Origin of the sequence: Streptomyces xanthophaeus, from assembly GCF_000725805.1 — a bacterium.
GTDB classification, from domain to species: domain Bacteria; phylum Actinomycetota; class Actinomycetes; order Streptomycetales; family Streptomycetaceae; genus Streptomyces; species Streptomyces xanthophaeus.
In genome coordinates this window covers 22,667-40,221 of sequence record NZ_JOFT01000032.1, presented here as the reverse complement: position 1 = coordinate 40,221, position 17,555 = coordinate 22,667, and the positions used below count along the sequence as shown (strand labels likewise).

At 73.4% G+C, this 17,555-nt stretch carries 12 protein-coding genes; 7 read left to right on the top strand and 5 right to left on the bottom strand.

Annotated features, from left to right (window positions below; genetic code table 11):
- Positions 1 to 20: 20 nt before the first annotated feature.
- Positions 21 to 809, bottom strand: a complete 789-nt coding sequence (locus IO30_RS0120820; protein ID WP_051902461.1) for an AfsR/SARP family transcriptional regulator — start codon at positions 807 to 809, stop codon at positions 21 to 23.
- A 532-nt stretch (positions 810 to 1,341) separates the two neighbouring features.
- Between IO30_RS0120820 and IO30_RS0120810 the strand changes: the two genes are divergently transcribed.
- Entirely contained in the window at positions 1,342 to 2,898 is a 1,557-nt protein-coding gene (locus tag IO30_RS0120810) for a M28 family peptidase (RefSeq protein WP_031145044.1), read from the top strand.
- Positions 2,899 to 2,960: 62 nt separating this feature from the next.
- Here the strand turns inward: IO30_RS0120810 and IO30_RS0120805 are convergent, their stop codons facing one another.
- On the bottom strand, positions 2,961 to 3,455 hold the full coding sequence (locus IO30_RS0120805) for a cupin domain-containing protein (protein WP_031145043.1): 495 nt from the start codon (positions 3,453 to 3,455) through the stop codon (positions 2,961 to 2,963).
- Between the two features lie 183 nt (positions 3,456 to 3,638).
- On the opposite strand from IO30_RS0120805, the gene IO30_RS0120800 reads away from it, so the two are divergent.
- Entirely contained in the window at positions 3,639 to 5,048 is a 1,410-nt protein-coding gene (locus IO30_RS0120800) for a DUF4241 domain-containing protein (protein ID WP_157853348.1), read from the top strand.
- A 96-nt stretch (positions 5,049 to 5,144) separates the two neighbouring features.
- On the opposite strand, the gene IO30_RS0120795 is transcribed toward IO30_RS0120800, so the two are convergent.
- The gene (locus IO30_RS0120795; RefSeq protein ID WP_031145041.1) at positions 5,145 to 5,717 is read right to left on the bottom strand and encodes a TetR/AcrR family transcriptional regulator; all 573 of its coding nucleotides are present in this window, start codon (positions 5,715 to 5,717) and stop codon (positions 5,145 to 5,147) included.
- A gap of 211 nt (positions 5,718 to 5,928) precedes the next feature.
- Here IO30_RS0120795 and IO30_RS42080 point away from each other — a divergent pair, with 211 nt between their 5' ends.
- From IO30_RS42080 to IO30_RS0120770, 5 genes are all read left to right on the top strand, one after another.
- Positions 5,929 to 8,412: a CehA/McbA family metallohydrolase gene (locus IO30_RS42080; protein WP_157853347.1), complete on the top strand. Its 2,484-nt coding sequence runs from the start codon at positions 5,929 to 5,931 to the stop codon at positions 8,410 to 8,412.
- 221 nt (positions 8,413 to 8,633) lie between these two features.
- Complete coding sequence (locus IO30_RS0120785; RefSeq protein ID WP_237403257.1) at positions 8,634 to 10,265, top strand: hypothetical protein; 1,632 nt, start codon at positions 8,634 to 8,636, stop codon at positions 10,263 to 10,265.
- Between the two features lie 245 nt (positions 10,266 to 10,510).
- Complete coding sequence (locus IO30_RS0120780) at positions 10,511 to 11,947, top strand: carotenoid oxygenase family protein (RefSeq protein ID WP_031145038.1); 1,437 nt, start codon at positions 10,511 to 10,513, stop codon at positions 11,945 to 11,947.
- A gap of 111 nt (positions 11,948 to 12,058) precedes the next feature.
- Positions 12,059 to 12,889: a hypothetical protein gene (locus tag IO30_RS0120775; RefSeq protein WP_051902457.1), complete on the top strand. Its 831-nt coding sequence runs from the start codon at positions 12,059 to 12,061 to the stop codon at positions 12,887 to 12,889.
- A 3-nt stretch (positions 12,890 to 12,892) separates the two neighbouring features.
- A complete protein-coding gene (locus IO30_RS0120770; RefSeq protein ID WP_031145036.1) occupies positions 12,893 to 13,285 on the top strand; it encodes a GntR family transcriptional regulator in 393 nt (130 codons plus the stop codon).
- A gap of 99 nt (positions 13,286 to 13,384) precedes the next feature.
- Here the strand turns inward: IO30_RS0120770 and IO30_RS0120765 are convergent, their stop codons facing one another.
- The gene (locus IO30_RS0120765; protein ID WP_051902455.1) at positions 13,385 to 16,066 is read right to left on the bottom strand and encodes a DUF7824 domain-containing protein; all 2,682 of its coding nucleotides are present in this window, start codon (positions 16,064 to 16,066) and stop codon (positions 13,385 to 13,387) included.
- Entirely contained in the window at positions 16,063 to 17,481 is a 1,419-nt protein-coding gene (locus IO30_RS0120760; protein WP_051902453.1) for an SWIM zinc finger family protein, read from the bottom strand. Before IO30_RS0120760 ends, IO30_RS0120765 begins: the two co-directional genes overlap by 4 nt.
- Positions 17,482 to 17,555 lie beyond the last annotated feature (74 nt).

The window sequence follows — 17,555 nt, the reverse complement described above, 5'->3', positions numbered from 1 at the left end:
CTTCGCAGCGTGCAGGCCCGTCAGCCGTCGAGCGCGGCTTCCCGGAGCACGCGCGCGGGGCGACACCTGTCGTGCCTGGCGTTGTCCGGCCGGGCTCCGCTCAACAGGGCCTGCTGAGCGGAGCGCAGGCCCGGTCCCGGTTCGACGCCCGTGTTCTCCACCAGGGTGCGCCGGGCGCGGGCATAGGCGTTCAGGGCTTCGGCGCTGCGCCCTGCCGCGGCCAGGGCGAGCATCAGCTGTTCGTGGAAGTCCTCGCGCAGCGCGTGGCGTGCGCAGAGTTCCTCGAGTTCGCCGACGACCTCGCGCGCTCTGCCGCTGCAGATGTCCGCGCCGATCCGGTCGTGCACCAGGGCCAGCCGTTCCTCTTCCAGCCGCACCGTGTAGTGCGCGGGAAGGCACGACTGCCCGAGGTCTCCGGGAGGGGTGCCCCGCCAGAGGGCCAGGGCCTGATGAAACGATCTGGCCGCGGCGGCGCAGTCTCCCGCGGCCCTCAGCTCCCGGCCGAGCCCGGCCGTCGTGCGGAACCGGTCGAGGTCCAGCTCGCCCGGCCGGACGCGCAGCAGGTAGCCGTTGCCGTCGGTGAGCAGCAGCGGATGCCGGCGCGCGTCGCCGCCTGCGCGGCTGTGCCCGGGGTCCAGGACCCGGCGCAGTCCCGATACGTACATCTGCACGGTGGCCACGGCCGAAGGGGGCGGTCGGCCGTCCCAGAGCTCGCCGATCAGCGTGCAGATCGGGAAGCGCCGGTTGGCGTGGAGCAGCAGCAGGGTGAGCAGGGCGCGCCGCTTGAGAGAGGTGGGCGTGCAGATCACCCCCGCCCGGCGGACCTCCAGGGTCCCCAGGATCCGGTACGTCGGTCTGTCCGTCGGTCTTTCCGTCGGTCTGTCCGTCGCCCTTGGTCCGCTCTCCGGGTCCCAGGCCGCGGCCGGCAGGCCGGGAGCGGGCCCCGGACCGCCGGGTAAAGCAGGGTCTTCCGAGGATCTTGCCGTTCTGGCCAGCACTGATCTGCCACCCCCGCGCTACCGGCGCCCTCGGGCGCGCTGTCCTGTCGGTCGGCACGCGGTAGGACTCACCGGCGCTCATGTCATGGATACGGGATCAAAGGGGAGTGTCATGGGGCCTGAACAGGCCAACTTAGAAGTCAAATAGGTGAATTATGCACCGATAGTGGGTTTCTCCTCACGCTCCCGATCAAACTCGGCCAAATATCCGGGTGCCGGAGCCGGCTCGAGTCTTCTCCTTGGCAGGGGGCCGCCCCAGGGTTAGCGTGCCTCGACCTCCCCCCCGCCGAGCATGTTCTCCCTGACCGTCGACCGATCATCGACCTCCCGTGAGAGGGCCTCCATGTCCGCACGTCGTACCGCGGCGGCGACCGCCGTCCTGGCCGCCGCCGCACTCGTTTCCCCCCTGCTCCTCGCCGGACCGGCCACCGCGGAAGCCGACGGGACGGGCAGGGCCGGCCGGGGCGAAGCACTGGCCCGGACGCTCGTCAAGGAGTCCACGGCCAAGGACGCCTTACGCCACCTGAGGACCTTCCAGGCGATCGCCGACTACAACGGCGGTACCCGGGTGGCCAGTTCCAAGGGCCACGAACAGTCGGCCGCCTATGTGGAAGGGGTGCTCAAGGCAGCCGGCTACGAGGTCTCCCGCCAGGCGTTCGACTTCGTCTACACCGAGGATCTCGCCGAGACCCTCACCGTGCTCTCGCCCGCGCCGCGCGACATCACGCTCCAGCTGATGGCGTACACCGCCAAGGGCCCCGAGGGCGGTGTCACGGCGGACGTGGCCGTCGTCCCCGTCGACGCCGACAACACCCACGGCTGCGAGCCCGCCGACTTCGCCGCGGGAGCCTTCACCGGCAAGATCGCCCTCATCAAGCGCGGGGGCTGCAGCTTCGCGGCCAAGCAGGCCCATGCCCACGCGGCGGGCGCGCTCGGCGCCGTCGTGTACAACAACACCACGGGCAAGATCAACGGCACGATCGGCGACGCGGCCCTCGCGAGGATCCCCACCGGCGGCATCAGCCAGGAGGACGGCGAGGCGCTGGCCGCCGAGGCCGCCGCGGGCCCGGTGACGGTCACTCTCGACATCCACGAGCTGCGCGAGATGCGCAGGACCTTCAACGTGGTGGCGCAGACCCGCGGCGGCGACGCGGCCGACACCGTGTTCCTCGGCGCCCACCTGGACTCGCTGCACAACGGCCCGGGCATCAACGACAACGGCTCCGGCTCGGCCGGCATCCTCCAGGTCGCGGTCAAGCTGGCCAAGTCCCAGGACAAGGTCAGGAACAAGGTCGCGTTCGCCTGGTGGTCGGCCGAGGAGTTCGGTGTGCTGGGCTCGCAGGCGTACCTCGCCTCGCTGACGGAAGAGCAGAGGAAGCAGATCAGGCTCTACCTGAACTTCGACACGATCGGCTCCCCGAACGCCGCCTACTTCGTCCACGACGGCGACGACTCGGACGGCGTCGGCGCCGGCCCCGGACCCGAGGGATCGGCCCAGCTGGAGAAGGGCATCACGGACTTCCTCGACTCGAAGGGCATCCCGCACGAGGGCACCGACTTCACCGGCCTCTCGGACTACGCGCCGTTCATCGCGGCCGGCATCCCGTCCGGCGGCACCTTCACCGGCGCCGAGGGCATCAAGACCGAGGCCCAGGCCGCCACGTTCGGCGGTCAGGCGGGTGTCGCGTACGACGTGAACCACCACACGGCCGGCGATGACTTCACCAACATCGACGTGCGGGCGCTCGACGTCAACATCGACGTCATCGCCGACGCGGTCGGCCGCTACGCCTACGACCTCGGCCCGCTCGCCCGGCCGGCGGACTCCGCCTTGGCGGCCCGCAAGGCGGGCAGCGGCAGCGGCGGCCCGCGCGACGGCCGCGGACACGTGACCGAGTAGGCCCGGACGGGCGCGTGCGGCGCCCTGCGATCGGGAGGATGTGGGCGCCCGCGCCGGTGGGATCAGGTGGGGCGGCAATAGCGTCGGACGAGCTCTGCGTGGGCGGGGAAGAGCGTCATGAGTTCGTCGGGTCGGCCGAGGGTCATGTCGGTGTAGTCGAATCCGGGCGCGACCGCTTCGCTGATGAGGGCGTGGTCTCCGGTGGTGAGGTGGGAGGCCTTCCAGACGCCTCCCGGCACGGCGAGGGTGAGGAGTTGTCCCTGGCCTGGATCCTGCCCGAGGACGGCGGTGGAGTGATGGCCGTCGGGGTGGAGCAGGTGGTAGGTCACCGGTTCGCCGTGGTGGTGGAAGTGCAGGATGTCGGAGCGGTTCAGGTGCCAGTGCCCGACCGGGGACCAGTGGGTGAGCAGGTAGTGGATGGAGGTAAGGGTGTAGCGGTCGCCGTAGGGGGTCCGGGTCAGGGGGCGGTGGTCCGCTTGGAAGGTCCGCCGGAAGTACCCGCCCTCGACATGGGCTTCCAGGCCGAGGGCGTCGATCCAGTCCTGTGCTGTGGGCACGGTGTCCTCCTGCCGCCGGCGACGGGGTCTTCCCGGCGCTCGTGATCGATGAGCCCTCATCTTCGCCCGGCCAGCCCGGCCAGCCCGGCCAGCCCGGCCAGCCCGGCCAGTCCGTTGTCGGTGGCGGTGGCTACCCTCACGCGGAGATCGGGAGAGACCGGATGGGGCGGGGCAGGGATGGGCATGGCAGCCGAGGGCGCGGGGACCGTCGAGGTCGTGGAGGTGCTGTACTGCGAGGGCTGGTACCCGGTCGTGCGGGCGGCCGCCGCTCCGCTGGCCGAGAGCGAGGCCCGCCGCCGGGACGAGCAGGGCGAACCCTACGCGGTGCTCCTCTCCCACCGGGGCCGGCCGAAGGCCCTTTTCCAGGTGGACTGGCGCCGCGCGTACCTCGGGCTGTTCCTCTTCGACGCCCACGGACGGCGCTCGGTGGAGTACGAGTACCGTCAGCTGGAGCCGGGACGACTGCACATGGCCCGCTACCAGCAGTGGGGGTACACCTCCGACAGTGATCCCGAGTTCCCGCGGCGCTCGGTGCGGTTCGAGCTGAAGGTGCGCCCGGACGGGAGCGGCCGCCGAACCCTGCACGCAGGCGGTTCGTTGCAGATCGGAGCGGACGTCCCGGTCGAGCACCGCACGGTGGCCAAGGCGGAGTTCGGTGCGTGGACGACCTACGTGGACGCGCGGATGTTCGACGCGGCCGGGAGCCCGGTCGCTTCGGTGCCGGTACGGCCGAGCGGGGACGGGCCGGGACCCGTGGACGCCGGCGCGGCAGCTTCCTGGTCGGCTCCGAGGCCGTTGCAGCCCGGGCCCGTGGAACTGCTCTTCGCCGCGGGCACCCGCATGCGGTGCGGCGAGGACCGCAGCGCGGTGATCGGCGAACCCGTGTCGGCGGGCCTGCTCAGCCTTCCCAGCGGTTCGCTGCTCGCAGCGGACCCCAGCACCGTCAGCAGCCGGGACCTGGCCTTCACCGTCGGGGTGCCGCCCGGTGACTACCCCGTCCTCGTCTCCACGATGTGCTGGGAGGGCGAGGACTGGCAGGGCGAGACCCCGGCCGCGATGGTCCGGATCCTCGACGAGCCGACCGTCGGCTGGGAACTGGCGCTGAGGCCGGGGCAGGACGGCCGGCTGCTGGGCACCGGGGAGTTCTACGGCTTCGGTGTCGACACGGGCACGGCCTGCTTCATGGACGCCTCGGGCCGGGACCCGCTCCGTAAGCTCTACGAACAGGAACCGGCCGGGTTCGACGAGGGGGCCGATTCCGTCGTGGTCACCGATCCGGCGAGCCGCACCAACCTGATCGCGTTCCTGAGCGGCTTCGGGGACGGAAGCTACCCGGTGTGGATCGGCCGCAACGCCGTCGGAGCCGTCACCTGCTTCATCGCCGACATGCTCGTCCTCCACGGCGCCGACCCAGAGCCGTCGACGCATCCGTCGAGTCCCGCCCGCGCATTGCTCCCGCCGGTACCGTCCGACGACCGACGGGAGGCCCCCTTCTCTGATCCCGCCGCGACCCGCGACTTCATCGGGGAACTGGTGGCGGACATCGTCCGCTTCCGGCGCGAACGGGATGCCGCCGAACCTGGCCGACGCTAGGCCAGGCAGTCACCATGGCCCGCGGCGCGTGTCCCGGAACAAGTCCAGGCAGGCGCGTGTCCTGCGGGCAGACCGGGCACTCCGGTGGCGGGTTGCCTACGGTGCCTGCGGCGGGGCGAGGGCCGTGAGCACCAGCAGGGTGTCGACGAGGTCCTCCGCGGGAGCACCGGTGGCCAGGCGGCGCAGCTGCTGGCCGAAGACCAGCGCGACGGCGACCCCGGCCAGCCGCTCCGGGTCCGGTACTCCGAGCCGCGTCAGGACACGGGTGGCCAGCAGGTCGTACGCGGCGAAACACTCGGTGGCGGCGGTGCGCAGCCGCTCGTCGCGCCCCGCCTGCACGTACAGCTCGAAGGGCGCGATGTGGCGGCTGTCGAAGGCGGTGCCGCCCGCGACTTGGGCGACCACGGCAGCGGCCTCGCCGAGGTCGAAGCGGTCGTCCGCACAGTCCTCGGCCAGAGTCGTGAAGTGCAGCGTCTCCTCGGCCACGAAGTGCAGGAGGCTTTCGCGCAGCAGCTCGTGCTGGGTGGCGAAGTGGTAGGTGACGGAACCCAGCGAGACCCCGGCCTCCTTGGCGATCCGACGATTGGTGACGGCGGCGATGCCGTCCTGCCCGATGATCCGCAGTACGGCGTCGATGATGCTCTGGCGGGTGTCGGAAGCATGGGGCATGACGGCATTCTGCCCCAGCCGACGGTGTACCTGTCCCGCCGGGGGTCGCGGCCCGAGGGGCGGGCGACCGTACCCGTCGGCAGCGTCGGGGGTGTGGACACGCAACGGACGGCTACCTACTGTTCGTTCGAACGAACAGTCGTCGACATGCGCCGCTCAGCCCCCGTACGTGCACACGCTCCTGCACCCGACCTGAACGGAGAACACGGTTGTGCCGAACGAACCCATACCGAACGCAGACCCCGACCCCGATCCCGATCCCGACCCTGGCCCCGGCCCAGGAGTCGAGCGCCGGTCCCTGCTCCGCTTAGGGGCCCTGCTCGCCGCGGGCGGAGCCGCCGCCCTGGTGCCCGCACCGCTCACGCACGCCGCGACGACCAGCCGCGCCGCCGGCACGGTGACCACCACCTACCGCGGCCACGCCCCGTACGGCATGGACCAGTGGGCGTACGTGCCCTTCGACGTCCCCGCCGGGGTGCAGCGGATCTCCGTATCCGCCTCCCACGACGCAGCCGCCGGCATCCTCGACCTCGGCATCTTCGACGCCGCCCGCTTCCGCGGCTGGTCGGGCGGCGCGCGCACCGGATTCACGCTCTCCGCGGCCGACGCCACCCCCGGGTACGTGCCCGGTCCGGTCGGGCCCGGCCGCTGGTCCGTCATCCTGGGCCCGATGGTCCAGAGCGCCGCGGGCATGGCCTGGCAGGTCGACGTCACGCTGCATCACGGCAGCCCCCTGCCCACGACGCCGTACGACATCCTCCCGGCCGCGGTGGCCGGCCGCGGGCCCGGCTGGTACCGCGGCGACCTGCACCTGCACAGCGTCCACTCCGACGGGCAGCGCACGGTGGACGAGATCGTGGCGGCGGCCCGCCAGGAGGGCATGCACTTCATCGCCACCTCCGACCACAACACCAGTGCCACCGGCGTGACATGGAACAAGAACGTGCCGACCGACCTCCTCGTCATCAACGCCGAGGAGGTCACCACCCGCCACGGTCACTGGCTCGCCGTCGGCCTGCCCCAGGGCGAATGGGTGGACTGGCGCTACGGCCCCGCCGACCAGGGGGTCTTCGAGAGCCACACCCGGCGCGTGCACAGTCTCGGCGGCCTGACCATCGCCGCCCACCCGCTCACCCCCGCGCCGGGCTCCTTCTGGGAGTTCGGTCTCGACCGCGTGGACGCGCTGGAGGTGTGGAACGGGCCGTGGACCCTGGACGACGCGGCCAACATCGCCGCCTGGCACGTCCTGCTCTGCCTCGGCAAGCGGATCGCCGCCGTCGGCAACAGCGACGCCCACAGCCCCGCGGACGCCGTCGGCCGCCCCCACAACGTGGTGCGTGCCGAAAGCCTCTCCACCCCCGCCGTGCTGGACGCGCTGCGCACGGGCCGCTCCTACGCGGTCGAGTCCGCCGCCGTCACCGTGGACTTCACGGCCCGCGCCGGAGCAGCCGTCGCGGGACCCGGCGAGGAGCTGCCGCTGTCGTTCTTCGACACCGTCGACGTGACCCTCGATGTCACGGGCGCGCCCGACAGCGTCGCCACGCTGTACACCGAATGGGGCATCATGGCCGCCACCTGCATAGGCCCCGGCGGCAACGGCCGACTGCGCTGGCGCGGCTGGGGCAAGGCCTCCCTCTTCGCCCGTGCCGAGGTGCGACGCCTCAAGCCCGCCTCCACCACGCTCGACCAACTCGTCGCCCTCACCAACCCGGTGTGGTTCCACTCGGCGCAACTGCCCCCGTACGACGTCGAACGGCGCGCGCTCTTCCACACCGAGCGCCGCCGCGACGGCTCGTGGAGCAGCATGCGCCCGCTCCCCGGGGCCACCGCCGCCACCGGCTCGTTCACGGGCATCCAGAGCGCCTCGGCAGGTCTGCCGGACGGCTCCGTCGTCATTCTGGGCATCGCGCCCGACAACGGCCTGTGGACGACCCTCGTACGGGGCGCGGCCGTGCTCCAGCCCTGGACGCGGGTCCCCGGACCCGACGGCGCGGCCGGGTTCACCGTACGGGAGGCGGACATCGCCGCCTTCCCCGACGGAACCTGCCAGCTCGTGGTGACGGCGATGGACGGTACCGCCTACCACCAGCAGCGGCGCGCCGACGGCGCGCTGGCCGGATTCCGCGCCCTGCAGGGCCTCACCCCGAACAGCCGCTGGGGCGCGACCAAGGTGTCGATCGCCGCCATGGCCGACGGGGCGGCAGCACTGCTCAGTTACGGCACGGACGGCGCCATGTACCACGGCCTGCGCCGCCGCGACGGGACGTGGACCGGCTGGGTGCGCATGGCCGGCCACAACGGCGCGGCGACGTTCTCCGGGCCCGCCCTCGCGATCACCGGCCTGCCCGACGGCTCCTGCCAGGTGCTCGCGATCGGGCTGGACGGGATGGTCTATCACCAGCAGCGTCGCCCCGACGGCTCCTGGACCGGATTCCAGCCGCCGAGGGGCGTGAGCACCGCCACCATGGGCGCAAGCGCCATCGGCATCGCGGGAACCCCCGACGGCTCCGCGCAGGTCGTGGCGGTCGGCCTCGACGGAAGGATCTGGCACAACGTCAGGCGGCCCGACGGCTCCTGGACACCGTTCGCCCAGGTCCCCGGCCCCAACGGCAGGGACGCCTTCCCCGCAGGGCAGGTCCGCATCAGCGCGCTCCCCGACGGTTCCGCGCATTTGACGGCGATCAGCGCCGGCTGACGGGGTCCCCGCCACGGCCCGCAGTGCGATGTCCCGTGGCCGGGCCGGCCGCGCCATTGGCCCGGAATGGGAAATTCCGGGCCAACGGCCCCCATCCCGTTCGTGCCGCGCGTGACTGACTCGCCGTCATCTTGCCTTCGGCGGAGGCGTCCTGAAAACCTTCGTTCGATTCAGCTGTCGCAGCATCAGCTGGCGCAGCAGCAACAACGGAGGCAATACGCATGTCCCCACGCATGTCCCGGCGCCCGTCCCGGATCCGAATACGGCGGGGGTGGCTGACGGTCACCACCGCAGTCACGCTGGCACTGACCGGCCTGTCGGCCCCGGCCCACTCCGAGGAGACCCCTGCGCCGCTGCCCGAATCGTGGCACCAGGATCCGCAGGTGACGGTGAGCGGTGCGGCGCCCCTCGGCACCAGGGCGTGGACCAGCCCCGGCGGCAAGGCGAATCCCGCGGACTTCACCCTGCAGGCCGGCTCGATGAACGGGACGACTGCCGAACGCGTCGCCCGCCTCGACGGCGTACTGCCCAAGTCGGGCGTGTCGAAGCTCCTCGCCGATGCCAACCGCACCGTCAATACCGCCTCGTGCACCCGCGACCCGTTCGGCACGGCGCCCGCTCCGGCCCTCAAGTGGTGCCTGGACAACGCCGACTCGACCTCGCGCGAGTGGATCCCGCAGGCCATGACCGGCGTCTCGGACGCCGCGGAAGACGAGCAGTACGGCGTCGGCAACGACACGAACATCCAGCTCTACGCGTCCTACGACAACTGGGACCCGGGCCGCGACAGCAACGGCAACGACGTCGGCGACTGCAACCCCGACGAGTTGAAGGCCAACGACGCCTGCAACCAGAAGGGCGTGCGGATCTCCTTCGTGCAGCGCCGCGCCGACGGCACGGTGAAGTACCGGCACGTGCTGCTGGGCTGGGCGTACACGAACAACTCCGGCCACGTGTCCTTCGACGGAGTGCACTCCGCCGAGGGCTCGACGGTTCCCGACCCGGACGAGGACATGCAGAACGGCCTGCACGCAGGCGGCATGGTCTGGTACGGCCACTACCTCTATGTCGCCGACACCCGGAACGGCATCCGGATCTTCGACATGGAGAAGATCATGGACCTGGATCCCAACGGGGACTCCAAGGCCGGTGACGAGATGGGCGCGGACACCGACGGGGTGAAGACCACGTCCGACGTCGAGGACAAGACCAAGGTCGGGCGCCACAACAACGTCTGGTACAGCTTCGGCTACCGCTACGTGATGCCTCAGGTGGCGGCCTGGAAGTTCAAGGCCACGCAGTCCAACCCCTCGGGCTCGTTCAAGTGCGTCAGCACCGGCGCCCCGAAGGCGTCCTACCTGTCGCTCGACCGCAGCAAGAACCCCGACCGGCTGATCATGGGCGAGTACTGCCGTCCGGAGAGCGGCTACCCGTCGCCGGGCCGGATCGCCTCGTTCCCCGTCAAGGCCCTGGAGAACCGTTCCGGCGAAGTGGCGGCCGAAGGCTGGGCCAACTACCTGCCGATGACGAACGGCGGAGCTCAGGGTGCGCTGGCGATCGGTGACAACCTGTACGTCAACCAGAGCGCCGGTCACAACGCCCCGGGCAACCTCTGGCGATACAAGTGGAGCAACGGCGAGCTGGTGTCCAACGGCAGCGCGATCAAGACCGCCACGGGCGCCGAGGACCTCTACTACGAACGCGGCGCGCAGCGTCTGTGGTCGGTCTCCGAGCACTACGGTCCGGCGGTGAACGCCGAGGCCGTCGAGGACGGCGGGTCGGCGAAGTGCCTGGGCCTCGTGTGCGAGCGCGTCCTCTACGCCCACAGCAAGGCTCAGCTGGAAGCCCCGTAGTCCCGCTCCGACGTCTGTCCTGCCGTGCGGTCCGCCGGGACCGCGCCGGCCGAGTGCCGTCCCGGCCCCGCCCGGGACGGCACTCGGCCCGGGACGGCACCCGCCCCGCCCCCGTCCTGCGCGCACGAGCCCTCGACCCGGCCGCCGCGGCGGCATGGCGGTGCCGTACGCGTGGCACCGTCCCGGGCGCCGCGTTTCACTGGAAGGACTCGGGAGACCGCGACCAGCACGCCCCGGGAGGTCCCGTGAACACGCACACGCCGCCCCGCTTCGACCCCACCCGGGTACCCCACCTGCTGGGCTCGTTCGCGCCGGTGAGCGAGGAGGTCGACGTCGCCGACCTGGAAGTGACCGGCGAGATCCCGACGGACCTGGACGGGCTGTACCTGCGCAACGGACCCAATCCCCGCTTCACCCCGGTCGGCTCGTACCTGTACCCCATCGACGGCGACGGCATGCTGCACGGGGTCTGGCTCTCGCAGGGCCGCGCCCGCTACCGCAACCGCTTCGTGCGCACCCCCGCGCTACGGGCCGAGGAACGGGCCGGCCGGGCCCTGTGGGGCGGCTTGGAGTCGATGATCATGCCGGATGCCGAGGAAGTCGGACCCGAGCTCGCGGGCACCTTCCGGGAGATGCCCGACATCAACGTCGTGCGGCACGGGGGCCGGCTCCTGGCGCTCGCCGAATCCGCGTGCCCCTACCGGATCGGCGCGGGTCTGGAGACGCTCGGCCGTGAGGACTTCGACGGCACCCTGCCGGCCGGCATCACCGCCCACCCCAAGATCGATCCGGTCACCGGCGAGATGGTCGTCTTCTGCTACGGCCTGGAGCCGCCGTACCTGACCTGGTCGGTCATCGGCCGTGACGGCGTGGTCACGCGCGGTCCCGCGCCCGTCGACGGTGTGGACGAGCCGATGATGATCCACGACATGGCCCTGACCGAGCGCTACGCGGTCATCGTCCTCGCGCCCGCCTTCTTCGACCTCGCCGCGGCCATGGCGGGCGGCTCGTTCCTCGCCTGGCGGCCCGAGCGCGGCACCAGGGTGGTCCTCGTCCCGCGCGACGGCGCACCGCCGCGCTGGGCCGCCGACGAGGCGTTCTGGCTCTGGCACACGGTGAACGCGTACGACGACGGACCCGGCCCGGACGCCCCGGTGGTCCTGGACTACGTGCAGTGGAGCCGGCTGACCGTCGGCTCAGATCCGGAGCCCGGAGCGGCCCCCGCGAGCGGCGGGCTCGTACGGGCGCGCATCGACCCGGTCGCGGGCAGCATGGCCCGGACCCTGCTCGACGACGCCCGGGTGGAGTTCCCCCGCATCGACGACCGGCGCATCGGCCGGCGCCACCGCTACGCCGCGCTGGCCACCGAGACAGGCCGGACGGACCTGCTGCCCGGCGAGTACGACGCCGTGCGCTTCCACGACACCGAGACCGGGACCGCCCGCGTCTGGGACGCCGGGGACCTGTCCGTCGGGGAGCCGGTCTTCGCGCCGGTGCCGGGACGGGAATCCGAGGAGCGCGGCTACTGGCTGACCTTCGCCACCGACCGCACCGACGGATCCGCCTGGTTCCTGGTCGTCCCGGCCGAGGACCCGGCCTCGGGCCCCGTGGCCCGCGCCCGCATCCCGGTCCGGGTCCCGCTCGGCCTGCACGGCTGCTGGTTGCCGACCGGCGACGCCTGAGCGGGGCGGCACCCGCCGAGCAGGAACGGGCCGCGGCCGGCCCGCGCACTCATTGACTTGTCCCAAGCCTTGACGCAGTCTGTTGAGACAAGACTTGAGACAAGGGGCGTCATGCCGACCGAACCTCCGAAGGACGACCTGCCCGCGCGTCCGGCCGATTTCGAGCGGGCCCGCCTCTGGCTGGCCGGGCACCGCCTGTCGGACGTCCCGCCGACGGCCCTGCTGGGGCGGCGCCTGGCCGCCCGGCAGAGCTCCCGCCTGGCCGGTCACGTCCTGCTGGCCGCGTTCATCGTGGTGGCCGCCCTCATCTACGCCCTCAACCGCCCTGCCGGAGACACGGCCGGCGCCTCCGACCCCGACCGGTACGGGTCACTGCTGCTCCTGGCGGCGGTCGTGACGGCCCTCGTGCTCGCCCAGGCGCTGCTGGACCGACGCGTACGGCGCATCGACCGTCAGGCCGGCGCGGCTTTGCCGCGGAGGGCGGCCCGCCCCGTCCGCCTCGGCTGGCGCACCGTGATCGGCCTGCCCCGGGCCGCCCTCGCGGTCGCCACCTTCGCGGCCGCGACGGCGCTCGCCCTCGGCGCCCTGACCGTCGGGGAACCCGGCGCCCGCTACGCGGGGGCCGTCCTGCTCATCGGACTGTGCGGGGCGGCGGCCGTCATGCTGGTCCAGCTGCGCCACGTGCTGACACACCCGGCCGTGGCCGACGACGAGGCCTCACTGACCGCCGATGCCCTCATGCGGATCGAGGACGCCCGGGAGATCGCCGCGCCCACCGTGGTGTGGTGCCTGCCGACCGCTTCGGTGATCGAGGCCCACCCCGGCTGGTGGAACATCGCCTGGTTCGTCTTCATCGCCCTCGGCGCCGTCACGCTCGCCCTGATCACGCTGTGGACCGCGACGAGCGGCACGGCGGCCCGGACCGCCGCGGCGGGTGGGTGAGCCGTGATCGTCATCGACTCGGACTCACCCGTCCCACCGTTCGAACAGCTCCGTGCCCAGCTCGCCCGGCAGATCCAGGACCACACGCTCGCGGTGGGCACCCGGCTGCCGACGATCCGCCGCCTGGCAGCGGACCTCGGCCTGGCCGCCAACACCGTCGGCCGGGCCTACCGGGAGCTGGAAGAGGCAGGACTGATCGAAACCCGCCGGGCAGCAGGCTCCTTCGTGTCCGCGGCCGGCGAGAACGGACGCGAACAGGCACACCGCGCCGCCACCGAGTACGCCGCCGTCATCGCCCGCGCCGGCATCGGCCCCGACGAGGCCCTGCGCATCGTCCGGGCGGCGCTGTCCCCCGCCGCCGCACCGGCGCCCTCCCCGGGTGTTGCCTACGGATGACCACCCGACGGTTGCCGTGGTGGCCGGCCTGAGTGTGGGCCGGACGGCAGCCTCCGCCGCCGACCCGCGTGGCCGTGAGCAGGCCGCAGACCTCCCGGTTCATGCGCCCGTCGACTCCCGGTTGCGGTCGAGGGCCTTGCCCAGGCGGACGGCCTGGGTGACCAGACGCGAGCGCCCGCCGCGGGCCGCCACGGCGGCCAGGCCGTCCGGGTACGGAGCGGCTGCCCCGGACCGTTCCACGCAGTCGGCCGCCATCTCGAGCAGCTCGCCGGCGCCCCGGGGATCGGCCGGTCCGGTGAGCAGGGTCGGCAGGGTGGCCGCCAGGACGGACCAGGTCGTCGTGCAGGCACCGGTCGCGGCGGCGGTGCGCAGCGAGTCGGCGAGCCGGTTGGACTTGACCGTGCCCAGGGCCAGCTGCTCCCCGATGTCGGAGCCGAGGCGTACGGAGTCCAGTTCGCCGCGTGCGGCGAGGGTCAGGAGCGCATCGACCGCCCTCAGCCGGTCCTCGGCGTGCCGGGCGCCGAGTCCGGTGGCGAGAGCGAGGTGGAGCGCCGGGCCGGCCGGGCCCCCGGCGGCCGCGAGCAGGGGCAGCACGGCGGTCCCGCCCCGGCCTTCGCGGAGGGCGCAGGCGGTGACGACGGGCAGCGACCACGCGGCCAGGGTCTCCCGGTCCTGGGGAAGGGCGCAGACCAGGGCGGATTCGCCGTCGCCCTCGCCGTCCCAGCAGCGCCCGGCAGCCGTACGGGCCTTCCCCAGCTCACGGAACGGCTCGGGGAACCCCCGTAGGACGGCGGGACGCTCCCCGGTGTCCAGGACGAGGTGCTCCGGCCACGTGTCGTAGTGGCGGGTCACGGCCGGCGCAGTGCGGCGGGTGACGGTGGCGGGCAGGCCCGCCTCGCCGAGCCAGGCCGCCAGCCGGTCCCCTTCGGGCGTGCCCAGCGCGGCCGCCGCGGCGACGGCCGCGGGCTCGCGGCGGGTCCGCAGCAGGGCCTGAGCGAAGTCCGCCGGCCCCGGGTTCTCTCCGAGCCGTGCGTACGTGGCGAGGCGCTCGACCAGGGTGTGCGGGTCCAGGGAACCGTTCGTGTGGGTGGGGAAGGCGAGCAGGAAGGGCAGCGGCCGGTCCGTGACGTGCCGGGCTGCCTCGGCCAGCCGGGCATGGGCGGCCACGTGGAACGCGGGGTGGTGGCACTCGCTGCGCCAGGACGCGAGCGCGGGCTGCGGCGGGTGGGGCGGCTCGCCCGGGCGTGCGTCCAGGACGGCGGCGGCCACCCCTTCGATACCGGCCAGTTCGGTGGTGTAGTAGCGGGACTGTTCGGGGTCGAGCCACCAGCGGCCGGCCAGGGCGGGACGCAGCGCGGCCGCGAGGGCCGCCCGGTCCCGGCGGGTGTGCCGGACGAGGCCGTCCAGGGCGCGTTCGAACTCCTCGACGCTCGCGGTGCGGGAGTTGAGCACGGCGGCGACGAGCTCCACGGTCTCCTCGACGCTCTCCGGGGCGGGCGCGAGCGGGACCTGGGCCGGGGGCGGCGGAAGGATCTCCCGGTAGGGGAGGTCGTCGTCGACGGGGGCGGCGTCCGGGCCGAGGACCTCCACGGCCCGCGCCCGGTGCAGGGGGCTCAGCAGGTGTGCGCGTTCGGCGAGTTCGGCGCGCACGTCCGGGGCGGCGACCAGATGGACGGCGGCGAGCTTCAGGGCCCGTTCCTGGATGTCGGTGTCGGTGTGCCCGAAGGCCTCGCCGAGCACAGGCAGCAGGTCGGGGGCGGCGTCCGGATCGCGCACCAGCTCCCGCCCGAGCAGCACCAGTTGGGCGCGGACCAGCTTCTTCTCCGGGCGGAAGAGGACGGTCAGGGACATCTCGGCGAGCAGACGGGCGGCGAGGCCGCCGGCCGCGGCGAGCCGGGCCAGGACCTGCTGGGCGTGCCCTGCGACGGCGGCCGGGGCATCGGCGGCCAGCGCGATCCAGTCCGCGGCACGCTCCCGCTCCTCCTCGGCGGTCAGGTCCATGGCCTGCAGGATCGCGAGGTACGGCTTGAGGTGGGGGGCCGTTCCGCCGCGCAGCAGGCGGGCCGTGCACCCGTCCAGGAGGGCGGCGCGGTCGACCAGCCCCTCCGCGGCGACGGCGGCGAGCGCGGTCGGCCAGTGGTACCGGCCGGAGGCGTCGCCCGACCAGCTGAACGAGGCGACCGGCTCGGCGGTCTCGAAGAGGCGCGGGACCAGTTCAGCGGTGTACGGGTCTTGGCGCAGGGCGTCGACGAGCGAGGTGTGCTGGACGGACAGGGACGCGGCCCAGCCCTCCAGGCAGCCGTCGCCGGCCGGCATCGCGCACCCGGCGATGCCGACGAGCATGCGGATCAGCGGGTAGTCCTGCTCGGCCGTCGCGGCCCGGGCGGCGAGCCGGTGGGCGAGGTCGCCGAGCCACCGCGGCTCCCGGTCGGACAGGACGTCGAGCAGGACGGCGGCCGGGAGCGGCCGCCAACGGCGCAGGTCACGCGCGGCGATCCAGGAGGCCGCGGCGGCCGCGCCGGTGGTGCACCCGGCGCCCGCGACGACCAGGGCCGGGTTCACGAGGTCCCGCTCCTGCCAGTTCGCCCAGCCCCGGGAACGCAGGCCGGCCCGCAGCACCTTCAGCTCGGCGAGCAGGACCGTGCGCTGCGCCCGGTCCAGGGGCCTCAGCAGTCCGGGCAGGCGGGCGGTGCGTCCGGTGCGGACGGCGGCGAGGACCTCCTGCACGGGAGCATCCGGCTGCGGCGCGGCCGAGGTCGTCTGCTGGGCGGTGGCGTTCATCGTGCGGCTCCGGCGGGGGTGGCGGTGTGCGGGGCGTCGGCGGATGTGGCGGCCCGGCGGGCCATGCGGGTGGCGAGGGCGTGCTTGCAGGGGCCGCGGCGGCCCCGGTAGTCGGCCCACCACTGGCAGGTGCAGCTGAGGGCGCCGCCGGATGCCCGCACCTGGTAGCGCCGGTCCCCGGAGGCGACGACGGCGGTCCCGCCGTCGTGGTCCAGGGTGACCGCGCCCTCCGCGAGCAGGGCGCGGGCGGCGACCAGGCGCGGGTTGTGGCGTTCGGCGCGGAGGGCGTCGTAGGGCAGTTCACGGTGGAAGTAGGAGGCTTCGGCGAGGTCGTAGCCGACGCGGCCGGCCGTGCCGAGATGCGTGAGGGCGGCCCGTACGCGCTCCACGGGGAGCCCGGACTGCGCGGCGAGGTCGGCCGGGTCGATGCGCGGCTCCCAGGCCAGCAGTACGGAGATGAGGTCTGCGTCCTCGGCCGCCGTGTCGGTGGCGAGGGCCTCCAGGACGCCGCCCTCGCCGGAGAACCCGCGGTCGGGCTCGGGGGAGAGGGTGAGCGTGAGCCGCATGCCGGGGAGGCCGATCTCCCAGGCGGACGCGGTGGGCGCGGCGCCGTCGGCCGGGGGACCGTACACGCGCAGGCCGGTCGCGTTGCGCAGGACCCGCTGGAGTGCGGCCAGCCGGTCGGGTCCGGGCAGGCAGACCGCCCCGGGCACGGGGCGGGTGGTGGGGCGCAGCGTACGGCCCGCGGGCACCACCCACAGTGCGGCGCTCGCGGCGCCGCGGCCCGAGGGGGTGCGCGGGAGCGAGCGCAGGAAGCGTACGGCTTCGGCGGCGCCGAGTTCGGCGCGCAGGTCGAAGCCGGTGGTGACGGCCTGGGATTCGGCGAAACCGCGGAGCCAGCGGTCGGGCAGCGGCACCTTCTTCTCGACGACCGGACCGTCGAGGGTGGTGACGGTCAGCTCGTCGGGGCCGACGCGCAGGTGGAGCGGGTCGTCGCCGGTCAGCCGGGACAGGGCTTCGCGCAGCGGGTTGTTGACGTCGACGTTGGTGGTGCCGTGGCCGGTGTCGGAGCCGCCCAGTCCCTCGGGGAGCACGTCGAGCCGGGCGTACACCCCGCAGCACCCGGAGAAGGACTCGAAGCGCAGCCGGTCGCCGTTGCCGGTGACGACCGGGTCGAGGGAGGCCCGCAGGGTTCGCCGGTAATAGCGGGCGGCGGCGACGTCGGCGACGGCGAGCAGGCCGCGGGCGGCGGCCTGGGGGCTGTTCAGGAATCCGGAGAAGAACTGGGGGTGGGCCTCGGCCCCGGCCGGCGTCATGCCACCCGCCGTCTCCAGGCCCAGGATCCGCCCCGTGCCGGCTGCTGTGGTCAGGGCGGATGAGCCCGCGTAGGCGAAGGTGTGTGCGGTTCGCGTCATGTCCGGAACGCTAGGCGGGACCACTGACAACGCCCGTGCCCGCGGCGCCGTCGGCCGGGGGCGCGGGCGGCCGT